At 65.0% G+C, this 13,160-nt stretch carries 13 protein-coding genes; 9 read left to right on the top strand and 4 right to left on the bottom strand.

Annotation, left to right across the window (positions count from 1 at the left end):
- The first annotated feature begins 5 nt into the window (after nucleotides 1-5).
- The 5 genes from AC1ROT_RS15700 to AC1ROT_RS15720 all read left to right on the top strand — a co-directional run bounded on the left by AC1ROT_RS15700 (nucleotide 6) and on the right by AC1ROT_RS15720 (nucleotide 4,754).
- The gene (locus AC1ROT_RS15700) at nucleotides 6-794 is read left to right on the top strand and encodes an inositol monophosphatase family protein (RefSeq protein ID WP_492971633.1); all 789 of its coding nucleotides are present in this window, start codon (nucleotides 6-8) and stop codon (nucleotides 792-794) included.
- A gap of 113 nt (nucleotides 795-907) precedes the next feature.
- The gene (locus tag AC1ROT_RS15705; protein ID WP_493000096.1) at nucleotides 908-1,879 is read left to right on the top strand and encodes an OmpA family protein; all 972 of its coding nucleotides are present in this window, start codon (nucleotides 908-910) and stop codon (nucleotides 1,877-1,879) included.
- A 167-nt stretch (nucleotides 1,880-2,046) separates the two neighbouring features.
- Nucleotides 2,047-3,195 (top strand): flagellar motor protein MotA, encoded by a 1,149-nt coding sequence (locus AC1ROT_RS15710; protein WP_492971631.1) that lies wholly within the window; start codon nucleotides 2,047-2,049, stop codon nucleotides 3,193-3,195.
- Between the two features lie 7 nt (nucleotides 3,196-3,202).
- Nucleotides 3,203-4,273, top strand: coding sequence for a peptidoglycan -binding protein (locus AC1ROT_RS15715; RefSeq protein ID WP_493000098.1), 1,071 nt, complete (start codon nucleotides 3,203-3,205; stop codon nucleotides 4,271-4,273).
- A 4-nt stretch (nucleotides 4,274-4,277) separates the two neighbouring features.
- Nucleotides 4,278-4,754, top strand: a complete 477-nt coding sequence (locus tag AC1ROT_RS15720) for a DUF3574 domain-containing protein (RefSeq protein WP_493000100.1) — start codon at nucleotides 4,278-4,280, stop codon at nucleotides 4,752-4,754.
- On the opposite strand, the gene AC1ROT_RS15725 is transcribed toward AC1ROT_RS15720, so the two are convergent.
- Together AC1ROT_RS15725 and AC1ROT_RS15730 are read right to left on the bottom strand one after the other, a co-directional pair.
- Complete coding sequence (locus AC1ROT_RS15725; protein ID WP_493000102.1) at nucleotides 4,751-5,872, bottom strand: hypothetical protein; 1,122 nt, start codon at nucleotides 5,870-5,872, stop codon at nucleotides 4,751-4,753. The genes AC1ROT_RS15720 and AC1ROT_RS15725 overlap by 4 nt on opposite strands.
- Complete coding sequence (locus tag AC1ROT_RS15730) at nucleotides 5,862-7,637, bottom strand: ABC transporter transmembrane domain-containing protein (RefSeq protein WP_493000104.1); 1,776 nt, start codon at nucleotides 7,635-7,637, stop codon at nucleotides 5,862-5,864. The genes AC1ROT_RS15725 and AC1ROT_RS15730 overlap by 11 nt, the downstream gene beginning before the upstream one ends.
- A 202-nt stretch (nucleotides 7,638-7,839) precedes the next feature.
- Between AC1ROT_RS15730 and AC1ROT_RS15735 the strand changes: the two genes are divergently transcribed.
- The 4 genes from AC1ROT_RS15735 (at nucleotide 7,840) to AC1ROT_RS15750 (ending at nucleotide 10,728) form a co-directional block, all read left to right on the top strand.
- On the top strand, nucleotides 7,840-9,219 hold the full coding sequence (locus AC1ROT_RS15735; protein ID WP_492971626.1) for a S1C family serine protease: 1,380 nt from the start codon (nucleotides 7,840-7,842) through the stop codon (nucleotides 9,217-9,219).
- A gap of 143 nt (nucleotides 9,220-9,362) precedes the next feature.
- Nucleotides 9,363-9,590: a 50S ribosomal protein L31 gene (rpmE, locus tag AC1ROT_RS15740; protein WP_492971625.1), complete on the top strand. Its 228-nt coding sequence runs from the start codon at nucleotides 9,363-9,365 to the stop codon at nucleotides 9,588-9,590.
- Between the two features lie 63 nt (nucleotides 9,591-9,653).
- A complete protein-coding gene (locus AC1ROT_RS15745; protein ID WP_492971624.1) occupies nucleotides 9,654-10,037 on the top strand; it encodes a hypothetical protein in 384 nt (127 codons plus the stop codon).
- Nucleotides 10,038-10,236: 199 nt separating this feature from the next.
- Entirely contained in the window at nucleotides 10,237-10,728 is a 492-nt protein-coding gene (locus AC1ROT_RS15750; protein WP_492971623.1) for an Hsp20 family protein, read from the top strand.
- A 97-nt stretch (nucleotides 10,729-10,825) separates the two neighbouring features.
- On the opposite strand, the gene AC1ROT_RS15755 is transcribed toward AC1ROT_RS15750, so the two are convergent.
- Nucleotides 10,826-11,857, bottom strand: a complete 1,032-nt coding sequence (locus AC1ROT_RS15755) for a class I fructose-bisphosphate aldolase (protein ID WP_493000106.1) — start codon at nucleotides 11,855-11,857, stop codon at nucleotides 10,826-10,828.
- Between the two features lie 87 nt (nucleotides 11,858-11,944).
- Nucleotides 11,945-13,159, bottom strand: coding sequence for a phosphoglycerate kinase (locus AC1ROT_RS15760; RefSeq protein ID WP_492971621.1), 1,215 nt, complete (start codon nucleotides 13,157-13,159; stop codon nucleotides 11,945-11,947).
- Nucleotide 13,160 lies beyond the last annotated feature (1 nt).

Below are 13,160 nucleotides of genomic sequence, written 5' to 3' on the forward strand. Positions count from 1 at the left end.
TTTCCATGGCCCTGCGATCCGCTTTGATCAATGCGATGGCGAACGCGGCGCGCAAAGCGCAGCGCAGCCTGATCCGCGATTTCAATGAAGTCGAGCACCTGCAGGTCTCGAAGAAGGGCCCGGCTGACTTCGTGTCGGCCGCCGACCGCAAGGCCGAGAAGATCCTGCAGCAGGAACTGGCCAAGGTGCGGCCCGATTTCGGCTTCATCATGGAAGAGGGCGGCCGTATCGAGGCCAAGGACGGCAAGAGCTACTGGGTCATCGATCCGCTGGACGGCACCACCAATTTCCTGCACGGCATTCCGCATTTCGCCATCTCGGTCGGCGTGGTCCGCGAAGATGAAATCATCGCCGGCATCGTGCTGGACGTCGTGCGCGACGAACTGTTCTGGGCCGAGAAGGGCGCGGGCGCCTATATCAACGAACGCCGCATTCGTGTTTCGGCGCGCCGCAAGCTGCCCGAGGCCGTGTTCGGCACCGGCATCCCGTTCCATGGCAAGCCGGGCCATGAACCCTTCCTCAAGGAAGTGACCGCCGTGATGGCCGAGGTGGCCGGCATCCGCCGCATGGGCGCGGCCGCACTGGACCTGGCTTATGTGGCCGCCGGTCGCTTCGATGGCTTCTGGGAAACCGGCCTGCAGCCCTGGGATATCGCGGCCGGCATCGTTCTGGTGCGCGAGGCCGGCGGCACGGTGACGGATTTTGCCGGCGGCGAGAAAATGCTGGAGACCGGCCGGATCATCGCAGCCAACGACGTGCTGCACGGGCCGCTCAGCAAGCTCGTCAAGGCGTAAACGGTACCGCACAATAGGGTGTTTCCTTGCCGCGCCGAGGAGTAGCCGGGTTGTCCGGCACGCCCGCCTCCGCTATCGTTCCCGCCGTATCCGGGGTTAGGGGGAATATTCCGATGGCCGCCAAGCCGCTTCCGCTATCGCTCGCTGCCGTCTGGCTGGCGACCGGTCTGGCCCTGCCTGTGCAGGCACAGACAATAATCGGCAGCGGCAATGTGCAGATCAATCTGCAGGCCCTCGATCAGCTCAGCGGCAGCCGCGGCAGCGGGACTGCGAATGTGCCGCTGCTCGGCGCCACCGGAGCCCGCGGCGTACCGGCCATGGGCCGTCAGCCGCTGTTGAATCCCGAACCCGCCGGCCCGGCGCCATTGCTTGGTGAAACCGGTCGTCCGAGCGCTGCGGCCAAGCCGCGCGCGGCCCGGGTGGCCGGCGCCCGCCAGACTCCGGCCAAGGCCGCTACTGCCGCGGCACCGGCTCCTGTTGTGGCGGCGCTGCCGTCTCCGGCGCCCGCGCCGGCCCCGGTTCAGCCGCAGGTCGCGCCCGGCACGCCCATGCCCGTGATGCCGGCCCCGCAGGCCGCCGCCCCGGCACCGACACCCGCTCCAGTCCCCGTGCCTCCTGCTCCGGCCGCGCCGGCCCCGGCTGCATCGGCCCCCGTCGCCCCGGCTCCCACTCCGCCTCCGATGCCGGCTCCCCAGGCTGCAGCACCGGCGCCTGCTCCTGCCCCGGCGCCCCAGGTGGCCGCCGCGCCGGTTGCGCCGCGGCCGGCCCCGGCCCCCAGCGTCCAGGCCGGGGTGGTTACCATTCCCTTCGCCAACGGTCAGGGCGACCTGCCGGCCGGCGACCTGGCCGCGCTGGCCCGTCAGTATGCCAATGGCGAAGATCGCCTGCAGGTGCGTGCCTATGCCGCCAACAGTGCCGGCGATGGCGGCAGCGGCGCGCGGCGCCTGTCGCTGACCCGGGCCCTGGCGGTGCGGCAGTATCTGATCGATCGTGGCATCCGTTCGACCCGCATCGATGTGCGCGCGCTTGGCGCGCCTGCCGAAGGGGTGGCGGATCGTGTCGAGGTCGCCGCCGTCGGACGTTAAGGTTTTGCGATGCCGGATTTCACCGCGATCCTGCGGTTGATCCGGCCATGCGGCCTAAGCGATCATTCCAGAGCCAGACGATTGATTCGCGGTATGCGGCGCTTTCCGGCCGCGCGCCGTGAAAATGCCGTATTCCAACTTTACGGCAGACGCGGAAGGGTGATCGCATGACCAAGCCGGGCCGTTTCCTGTTTCGCATGATGCTGTTCCTCGTCGCCGTGGGCGTCGTGATCGCGCTGTTGCACAACACCTTGCTGCGCGCCTTCATGGCCAATCTGGCGCTGAACAGCCTGATCGTTTTCGTGCTGGTGGTCGGCATCCTCTATGCCTTCCGCCAGGTCTGGATCATCGGCCAGGAAGCCAGCTGGGTCGAAGCTTGGCAGCTGGCGCAGCGTGGCACCGGCGCCGGAAAGATCGGCGAGCCGTCCAGCCTGCTGGCACCGCTGTCGCGCATGCTGGCCAATCGCGGGCCGCGCGGGTCGCTGTCGGCGGCGGCAACGCGGGCGCTGCTCGATTCCGTCGGCTCACGCCTGGATGAATCACGCGACATCTCGCGCTACTTCATCGGCCTGATGGTGTTCCTGGGCCTGCTCGGCACCTTCTGGGGCCTGCTCGAAACCATCAACGGCGTCAGCGACACCATCAACGGCCTGTCGCTGAATGCCAGCGAAGACATCAATGTGATGTTCAGCAAGCTGAAGGGCGGCCTTGAAGCGCCGCTGACCGGCATGGGTCTGGCTTTCTCGGCCTCCATGCTCGGCCTTGCCGGCTCGCTGGTGCTGGGCTTCCTCGACCTGCAGGCCGGTCAGGCGCAGAACCGCTTCTATAACGACCTGGAAGAATGGCTGGCCGGCTTCACCCGCGTCGGCGGCGGCGCGGTGATGGAAGGCGAGCAGTCGGTGCCGGCCTATGTGCAGGCGCTGCTGGAGCAAACGGCCGACAGCCTGGACAACCTGCAGCGCACCATGGCGCGCGGTGAGGATAATCGCGGCCAGAGCAGCGCGGCGCTGCTGCAGTTGAACGAAAAGCTGAGCCTGCTGACCGAGCAGATGCGGGCCGAGCAGGGCCTGCTGCTGAAACTGACCGAACACCAGATCGAGATGAAGCCGATCATGGCCAAGCTGGCGCAGGGCACGGAAAGCGGCGGTTTCGATTCCGCCAGCCGCGGGCATCTGCGCAATATCGATATCCTGCTCAGCCGGATGCTCGACGATGCCGCCCAGGGCCGCGCCAAGCTGGTCGACGAGATGCGCGCCGAGATCAAGCTGCTGTCGCGCACGATTGCCGCCTCTGCCGATACCCAGCGGCGGGGCTGATTGAGCCATGGCGCTCAGCCGCAGGCGCAACGATCATCAGAGCGCGGGCCCTTGGCCCGGCTATGTCGATGTGCTGTCGACCCTGCTGATGGTGATCGTCTTTGTGCTGGCGGTGTTCATGCTGGTGCAGTTCTTTCTCGCCAATGCGATTTCCGGCCGCGACAAGGCGATCGATGGCTTGCGCAGCGAACTGGCCGGCTTGGTCGATCAGCTCTCGCTGGAAAAGCGCAACAACGCGCAGCTGCGGCTCGACCTGAGCGGCCTGCAGGCGACCCTGAGCAGCGCCAATGCCGAGCGCGACCAGCTCGCCGCCGTTCTGGCCGACAGCCAGGCGCGCGCCGACGAGGCCGAGAAAAAGCTCACCGAACAGCAGCAGATCGTGATCGACCTGCAGGGCAAGCTGATGTCGAATACCGGCCAGTTGGACCAGGAAAAGCGTCTGACCAGTGAGGCGCGCAGCCAGGTCGACCTGCTGAATCGTCAGCTGATGGCGTTGCGCGAACAGATGGCGCAGATCGAGCGCATCCTGAAGGAAAGCGAAGAGAAGGATAAGGCCAACCAGGCGCAGGTCAGCGATCTGGGCCGGCGCCTGAATGCCGCGCTGGCGCGCAAGGTGGATGAGCTGACCAACTATCGGTCCGAGTTCTTCGGGCGCCTGCGGCAGGCGCTGGGCAACCGCCGCGATGTCCAGATCGTCGGCGACCGCTTCGTCTTCCAGTCGGAGGTGCTGTTTGATTCCGGCGCCGCCGAGCTCAAGCCCGAGGGCCGCGAGCAGATCGCGCGCCTGGCCAAGACCCTGATCGAGATCAGCGACAAGATTCCGAAGGATCTGCCCTGGGTGCTGCGTGTCGATGGCCATACCGACAAGCAGCCGATCAATACGGCGCAGTTCCCGTCGAACTGGGAGCTGTCGGCGGCGCGCGCCATTTCGGTGGTGAAGTTCCTGGCCTCGCAGGGGGTGCCGGTCGAGCGTCTGGCCGCCACCGGCTTCGGCGAGTTCCAGCCGCTGGATGCGCGCGACGACCAGATCGCCTTCCGCCGCAACCGCCGTATCGAACTGAAGCTGACCGAAAGATAGTCCGGTGTTCGAAGAAGCGTTTCTTAAAGTGGGCGAGCGCCTTGGAGCCCTGCAGGCGAAGGCGATTTTCGCTCTGGCGGCCGCGATCCTGGCGCTGGCCGTCACCGTCGCGGGCGGCGTCTATGTCTGGCTGTCGCCGCTCTCGCTCTGCCGCCAGCAGACCACGCAGCTCTATTTCGGCACCCATATCAACGAGCATGGCAATATCGCCCATGTCACCGAGGGCGACTGGAAAGGCTTCGTCGAGAGCGCGATCGTCTCGCGTTTCCCTGACGGTTTCACCATTCACGACGGCCATGGCTTTTACCGCTCGGCCCGTGACGGCAATACGGTGCGGGAACCGGCCTATATCCTGACCGTGGCGCATGGCGGCAGCCGGGAGAGCAGTGGCCGCCTGACCGAGATAGCGACTGATTACAAACTCCGCTTCAAGCAGGAAAGCGTGCTGCGCGTCGACCAGTGCGGCGCCTATCGTTTCTAGCTGCCGATCTCGCGGAGCTGCGCGCCATCCAGCTGACAATCCATGACGGTGGACTGGAAGATGGCGCCGATCAGCAGGCGGCCGTCATATTGCACGGCGGTGCTGGCGCCTGACAGGAGCGTGCCGGGGTCGCCGAAGGCCTGCATGGTATGCACGGCGCCGCGTGGGTCGCGGCTCAGGCGCAGCACCATGCTGGGGCTTTCCTTCTCGGCATTCATGGCGTGGCCGATGAAGGCGAAGGCGTTGGGATGGGCTGCAACCCAGAGGTCGCCATTGCGGTCGCGGCGGATATTGTCGGCTCCGCCGGGCAGGGTCATGCTGCCATTGCGCAGCAGCATGCCGGTGCTCGGTTCGCGGGTGAATGACAGCATCATGCGCCACAGGGTGGACCCGACCAGCACCGTGCTGCCATCGGCCGTGATCTCGACACCATTGGCCATGGCGATGTCCTCGGCCACCACGCGGGCGCCGCGGCCATCGTGATAGACCACGGTGGAGCGGGCCAGTTGCAGCAGGTTTTCCACCATATGCATCCAGCCCGGTCCCGGGCCACGGTCGTTGGTCAGGTAGAAAGCCTCCGGCCCGGCCGCGGCAATGCCGTTCGGATGCACGAACAGGTCGCTGGAAACGCTGCCGCGATGACGCAGCACCGGCGGTGCACCGGCCGCCGCGAACTGCAGCGTGAAGATTTCCACCGTATGCTTTTCCGCACTGCGGTGATTGATGACATGCAGGAACAGCTGTCCGTCGGCGGCTGCGAACAGGCTGATGCCATGCGGATGGAAGGGCAGGCTGGCCGGCGTTTCCAGTTTGACAAAGCGGCCCGGCCGGCTGCTCAGGTCATAGAGGTAGAGCGCGCCCGGCGCGTCGCGCTCGCGGCGGTTCTGGCTGGAGACGATGGCGCCGCTGCCATTGGGCAGCATGGCCATGTCTTCGGGGCCCGGCGGCGCCTCAACGGCGATGCACTGTCCGGCGGTGAAGGCCTCGGCGCTGCGATACGCGCCGCCCATCCAGATCGTGTAGCCGATATAGACGAGCAAGCCGGCAAGGCCGAACTTCCACCAGAACCGCATCAGGCGGCCGGGCAGTGGCTTGTCGTCGCGGCGTCTACGCGGCATCGGCCGTTCCGTTCATGAACTGCAGGCGGGCGAGGCGGGCATAGAGGCCGTCTTCCGCCATCAGGCTGTCATGGCGGCCGGCAGCCACGATGCGGCCATGGTCCATCACCACGATGCGGTCGGCCTTCTGTACGGTGGCGAGGCGATGGGCGATCACCAGCGTTGTGCGGCCCTGCATCAGACGCTCGAGCGCGGTCTGCACCTTGCGCTCGGACTCGGCATCCAGCGACGAGGTCGCTTCGTCCAGCAGCAGCACCGGCGGGTCACGCAGCAGGGCGCGGGCGATGGCGATACGCTGCCGCTGGCCGCCGGACAGTCGCACGCCGCGTTCACCCAAATAGGTGTCGTAACCCTGCGGCAGGCTCTGGATGAAGCCATGCGCCGCCGCGGCTTCGGCGGCGGCCTGCACCTCGGCGTCGCTGGCTTCCGGGCGGCCGTAGCGGATATTCTCGGCCACGCTGGCACCGAAGATCGCCGGCTCTTGGGCAACCAGGCCGATATGGCGACGCAGCGCCACCGGATCGAGCTGGGCAATGTCGATGCCGTCGAAGCGGATGGCGCCGGATTCCGGGTCGTAGAAACGCAACAGCAGCTGGAACAGCGTGGTCTTGCCGGCGCCCGAGGGGCCGACGATCGCCACGGTTTCTCCGGCGGCGATATCGAGGCTCAGGCCATCCACGGCTGTGGTATCGGGTCGTGCCGGATAGCGGAAGCGCAGTTGGTCGAATTGCAGTTGGCCCGCCGGAATAGCCGGCAGGTGTAGCGGCGTCGCGGGCGCCTGCACGCTGGGCTCCGTGGCCAGCAGTTGCATCAGGCGTTCCGCGGCACCGGCGGCGCGCTGCACGTCGCCCCAGACTTCCGAGAGCGAACCGACTGAGGATGCACCGATCACGGCATAGAAGACAAAGGCGCTCAACTCGCCGCCCGACATCTCGCCGGCAAACACCGCCTTGCCACCGATCCACATCACGGCATTCACCGCGCCGAAGACCAGCAGCATCACCAGCGCCGTGAGCCAGGCACGGGCGCGGATGCGGCGCACCGCGGTGCCAAAAGCGGCTTCGGCATTGGCAGAGAAGCGCGCCGTTTCACGCGCCTCATAGGTATAGGCCTGCACCGTGGTGATGGCGTTCAGGGTCTCGCCAGCCTGGGCCGAAAGGTCGGCAATGCGATCCTGGCTTTCGCGCGACAGTTTGCGCAGGCGACGACCGAGAATGATGATCGGCAGCACCACCAGCGGAATGACCAGCGCGACCAGCAGGGTCAGACGGGGCGAGGTGATTGTCAGCAGCACGGCACTGCCCAGGAACAACAGCAGGTTACGCAGGGCAACCGAGATGGAAGAGCCGACCAGGGTCTGGATCAGTTCGGTATCGGTCGTCAGCCGCGACAGCACCTCGCCGGTGCGAGTGGATTCGAAGAATACCGGGCTGAGCTTCAGCACATGGGCATAGACGGCACGGCGGATATCGGCGACCACGCGCTCGCCCAGCCAGGTCACGCAGTAGAAGCGCGCAAAAGTGGCGACGGCCAGCACGGCCACCACGCCGAACAACGCGCCGAAATACAGGTCGAGATAGGTGCCGTTGCCATGGCCGAAGCCGACATCGATGACACGGCGGATCGCCTGGCCGATACCCAGCACGGCGGCGGCAGCCACGATCAGCGCCACTGCCGCGCCGGCCGCCATCCAGCGATAGGGGGCGACGAAGCGGAACACGGCTCCCAGCGCATTCAGGCTGGGGCGTTTTTGATCGGGCGACATGGCGTCAGACGGCATCGACTCTGGCTTTGCTTGGAATCCCGGCCGGTTATAGCGGTCGCACCGCCCTGCCACAACGCGATGGCTGAACACGGTTTCAGGATGCCCCGGTGGTCGACGCATGCACTTGTATGATCATGATATGATCTTTTAATTTTCTATTGCTGTTCTATGATAACAGGCAGGCATGAAGACGGGGGAACGCATGCGTGCGCTGGCAATGATTGCAGTGATGGCATTGGTATCGGCGGGGTGTGTCACGACGGGACAACCGGCCGCAGTGGTGCCGCTGATCGAGGCGAAACCGGTGACCTTGCCTGGCGGCGAGGTGATCGTGCCGCGCGGAGTTGCCAATGGCACGACCAGCGAGCCGATCCTGCAACTGACCCACCTTCAGTTCGACATGCCGCGCGGCAAGGAAATGAGCAGTAGCGCCGGAGGATTATGCACCTCCGGACTGACGACGAACTACCATGATGGAAACCGGGCGGTGCCGCGTCCGCGCGAATGGCAGCAGACATTCCAGAAGGTGATGAGCGGGCATGGCTATCGTGTGCCCGGCGGCAGTGACGTGATGTTTCCCACGCCAGAGGCAGACAGCATCGATCTGCAGATCGGTGGAAGTATTACGGATTACTTCTATGTATATCGCTGGACCTGCGAAGTGATAAGCGGCCGGCCTACAGGCGTGCGCGACAGCGTCAGGATGAAAATCGACTGGCAGGTTTTCGATCCGGTCAAACGCCTGGTGATCGGCCGCTGGAGCGATGAGGGGGTATATGAATCGGACACCGTGCTGCCGTTCGACCTGAAGCTGCCGGTGCAACTGGCCTTTGCCGATGCGGTCAACAAGCTGGCGGCCAGTCCGCAATTGCGCGATCTCGTTGCACAGCGTCCGCTGGCTCTGTCCAGCACTCGCAAAAACGAGCCGGAGGCTGCTCGGCGTGTACTGTTGCGCCAGCCGATCTTCACGCAGGGGATCGATGCAAAAGTCGATCATATCCGCAGCGCCACCGTGCTGATCGAAACCGGCGGCGGCGGCCATGGCTCGGGCTTTCTGGTGTCGGCCGATGGTCTGATCGTCACCAACAATCATGTGGTTCGCGCCGAACGGTTTGTCCGCGTGCGTTTGCTGTCGGGACAGACGGTCACCGGCGAAGTGCTGTACCGGCATGAGACCCGTGACGTTGCGCTGGTGAAGATCGAAGGCAGCCAGTTTCCGGTCCTGCCGGTGCGGGAAACCCCGGTGCGGGTGACGGAGGAGGTCTATGCGATCGGCGCGCCGCGGTCCCGGCAGCTTGGCTGGACCGTGACGCGCGGTGTGGTCAGCGCCTTACGGCCGGCGCGGCGGGGACAGGCTCATGACCTGATCCAGGCCGATGTCGGAACCCATGGCGGTAACAGCGGCGGTCCACTGGTCGACCGGCAGGGCAATCTGGTCGGGATCAGCGTGGCCGGATATGGCAGCGACAATATCGGCCTGAACTTGTTCATTCCCATCCTGGATGGCCTGGATAAGCTCGGACTCGACCTGGTGGATCAGGCGGAATACGACCGGCGTCGTCGGGCAGCCGGAGGGACCTGATTAAGATTTTGTTTTTCAATGATTTATTATTGAATGTCAGCGACCGGGTCTTCGGGCTTGCAGGGGGGGCCGGTTCTGGCTATAACGCCGGCCCATTGAGGAATTTGCGGGCTTTCCGTGCGTGAGGGCCTAGGAGCACTGTCATGAAGACCGATATCCATCCCGATTACCACGAGATCAAGGTGCAGATGACGGACGGCACCGTCTATGCCACCCGTTCGACCTGGGGCAAGCCGGGCGACACCCTGATGCTCGATATCGATTCGACCTCGCATCCGGCCTGGACCGGCGGTCCGGCGCGTCTGAACGAAGCTGGCGGCCAGGTCGCCAAGTTCAAGAAGCGCTTCGGCAGCTTCGGCCTGAAGAAGTAAGTCGTACTCTGATTGTCTGCCGGGCTGCCAAGCCCGGTCTTAAAGGCGGCCCGGGAAACACCCGTGGCCGCCTTTTTTATTGTCGAGCCCGCTATCGCATGTGTTTCATTAACCAAGACCGGGTTACCCCTGTCTGGACGACATACGCCAAACCGCTGTTCAACGAGCCGCGCCCGCCCTATGGCCCAGGTCTACCAGTCCGCATCGATCAAGCTCGGCAACGAGGTCATCACGGTGATCTACGTGTCCTATTCGGCAATTGCGACGGATGAGATGGCGGCGCGGTCGCTGGGGGCCATGAAGCCGCTGTTCAAGAATTCCACCCTGGTCCTGGCGGCCCAGGGTCCCAGTCTGGCGCCTGAATTTGTCGGGCCCAAACATGTGGTCGATGTTCTACGCGGCCGGTCGCTGGCAGAATTCAAATGGTACCCGATTTCCATCGGGTGACCGGTTGGCCGCCAGCCGACATTTGTCGCCGGAAAAATTATCCCTCCTCTTGAAGGCGATTTGATCGCTTCCTAACTGTCTGGCGTGCCGGATGCTCGATCGAGGTCCGGCTGTCACGGCGGCCCGGCGATATCGCGGGAATGCCTCCTGCCTTATGGCGGGCCGCGCAAACGACTCATCGCTTGAAGGAGGATGACTCATGCGTGCTTTCGATCTTTCCCCCCTGCTGCGTTCCAGCATCGGTTTCGACCAGGTGAACCGCCTGTTCGAGCTTGCCAACCGGGCCGATGAAGCGGCAACCAGCTATCCCCCGTACAATATCGAGAAACGTGGCGAAGACGCCTATCGCATTACCATGGCGGTGGCCGGTTTCAGCCAGGATGAACTCGATATCACGGTGAAGGAGAACAGCCTGATCGTTACCGGCAAGGCGGTCGAGCAGCCGTCGAACGAGGGCGAGCAGATTTCCTATCTGCACCGTGGCATCGCGCGCCGCGCCTTCGAGCGCCGCTTCGAGCTGGCCGATACCGTGAAGGTGGTGGGCGCCGAGTTGAAGGACGGCCTGCTGCATGTCGCACTCAAGCGCGAGATCCCCGAGGCCAAGAAGCCGCGCCAGATCCAGATCAATACGGCCGCCAACAGCGGCACCTTGGGCGGCACGGTGATCGAGGCGCAGCCGAAAGCGGCTTAATGGGCCACGTAACGGTTCAGGTCTGCATCTCCTGAAAAGAAAACGGCCCCGGTCGCGAGACCGGGGCCGTTCGTGTTTCGCGAGGAGGAGGCGGCAGTTACGCAGCCTTGAATTCGCCTTCCAGCTTGGCTTCGTACTTGCCCAGTGCGGCCAGGCCGTTCAGGCGGGCACGATGCAGGTAGCCCTTCTGCGCATTCGGCACATTGGTGGTCTTGCCGCCCCAGAGCTTGAGCGGGAAGGCCTGCAGGGCGCGGCCGTAGGAGAAGGTCAGCGCCCAGGGCAGGTTCGGGTGGCGGGCGTTCATGGCACCCAGATGGGCCGAGGCCAGTTCGTCGGACTGGCCGCCCGAGAGGAAGGCGATGCCCGGCACGGCCGACGGCACGCAGCGCTTCAGTACCTGCACGGTGGCGTCGGCGACTTCGTCGATGCTGGCGGTCTTCTTGCTGCTCTCGCCCTGGATCACCATGCCCGGCTTCAGGATGATGCCTTCCAGCGCCACGTTATGGATCGCCAGATATTCGAACACCGTATGCAGCGTGCGCTCGGTGGCGGCGAAGCTGGTGGCCAGATCATGGTCGCCGTCCATCAGGATTTCCGGTTCGACGATCGGCACGATGCCATTGGCCTGGCAGATGCCGGCATAGCGCGCCAGCGCCTCGGCATTGGCGACCAGGGCCTGGCGGCTCGGCTTGCCATTGGCGATGTTCAGCACCGCGCGCCATTTGGCGAAGCGGGCGCCGAGCTGGTGGTATTCGGCCATGCGCTTGCCCAGGCCATCGAGGCCCTCGGTGATCTTCTCGTCCTGGCTGCCGATCAGGGTCTGCACGCCCTTGTCGACCTTGATGCCCGGAATGATGCCGCGCTTGTTCAGGATGTCGACCAGCGGCGTACCGTCCTTGCCCTTCTGGCGCAGCGTCTCGTCATAGAGGATGACGCCGGAGATGTATTTCTCGGCGCCGTCGGTGGTGAACAGCATCTCGCGGTAATCGCGGCGGTTCTCTTCCGTCGACGGCACGTTGATGCTGGCGAGGCGCTTTTCGATCGTGCTGGTGCTTTCGTCGGCGGCGAGGATGCCCTTGCCCGGCGCGACCATCGCAACGGCGATCTTGTTGAGGTCCTTGAGGTTCATTGTGTCAGCTCCCGATACGTCTGAAGTCGAGGTCGTTGTAACGAAAAATCCGGCCCGCTGTTGATCGGGCCGGATTTTATCACGCAATCACTTGGCGGCCACTGCAATGGGGGCGGAGAGAGCCGCCACACCCGGCAGGGGCTTGCCTTCCAGCCATTCCAGGAAGGCGCCGCCAGCCGTGGATACATAGGAAAACTCTTCCGCCACGCCGGCATGACGCAGGGCGGCGACCGTGTCACCGCCGCCAGCCACGCTGAGCAGGCGACCCGATGCGGTCAGCGCCGCTGCCGTGCGCGCCACCGTCACCGTGCCGGCATCGAAGGGCGGCGTCTCGAAGGCGCCAAGCGGGCCATTCCAGACCAATGTTTTGCAATCGGCCAGGATGGTGCCCAGGCGGGCCGCGGCCACCGGACCGATATCCAGGATCATCTGGTCGGCCGGCACGCGTTCGGCCGGTACCACCTTGCTGGGGGCGCCCTGCCGGAACTCACGCGCGACCACCACGTCATCGGGCAGGATGATGGCGCAGCCCCGCGTCACGGCATCGCGCAGGATGTCGCGGGCGGTGTCGGCGAGGTTCTTCTCGCACAGGCTGGAACCGACTTCACGGCCCTGGGCGAACAGGAAGGTGTTCGCCATGCCGCCGCCGATGATGATCTTGTCGACTTTGCCCAGCAGGTTGCCGAGCAACTCCAGCTTGGTGGAAACCTTGGCGCCGCCGATCACGGCGGCAACCGGCTTCTCGGGCTGTTCGAGCGCGGCCTGCAGATGCTTCAGCTCCACTTCCATGTTGCGGCCGGCATAGGCCGGCAGCAGATGCGCCAGCGCCTCGGTCGAGACATGGGCGCGATGGGCGCAGGAGAAGGCGTCGTTGACGTAGATGTCGCCCAGCTCGGCCATCTGCCTGGCCAGCGCCGGATCGTTCTTTTCTTCACCGGCATGGAAGCGGGTGTTTTCCAGCAGAACGACGCCGCCGGGCTTCAGTTTGGCGATCGCAGCCTTGGCCGGCTCGCCGACGCAGTCCTCGGCGAAGGGGATCGAAGAGCCGAGCGCGGTGGCGAGCGCGGCCGCCACCGGCTTGAGCGACATTTCCGGCACCGGCTTGCCGTCCGGACGGCCGAAATGCGACAGCACGACAACCTTGGCACCCTTGCGCGAGAGTTCGTGCAGGGTGGGCAGGATGCGGCTGATGCGCAGATCGTCGGTGATCTTGCCGTCCTTCATCGGGACGTTCAGATCGACCCGCGTCAGGACGGTCTTGCCGGCGACGTTGACGTCATCGAGGGTGCGAAATTCCGGCATG

Source organism: Ferrovibrio sp. GW821-FHT12E11 (genome assembly GCF_058806975.1).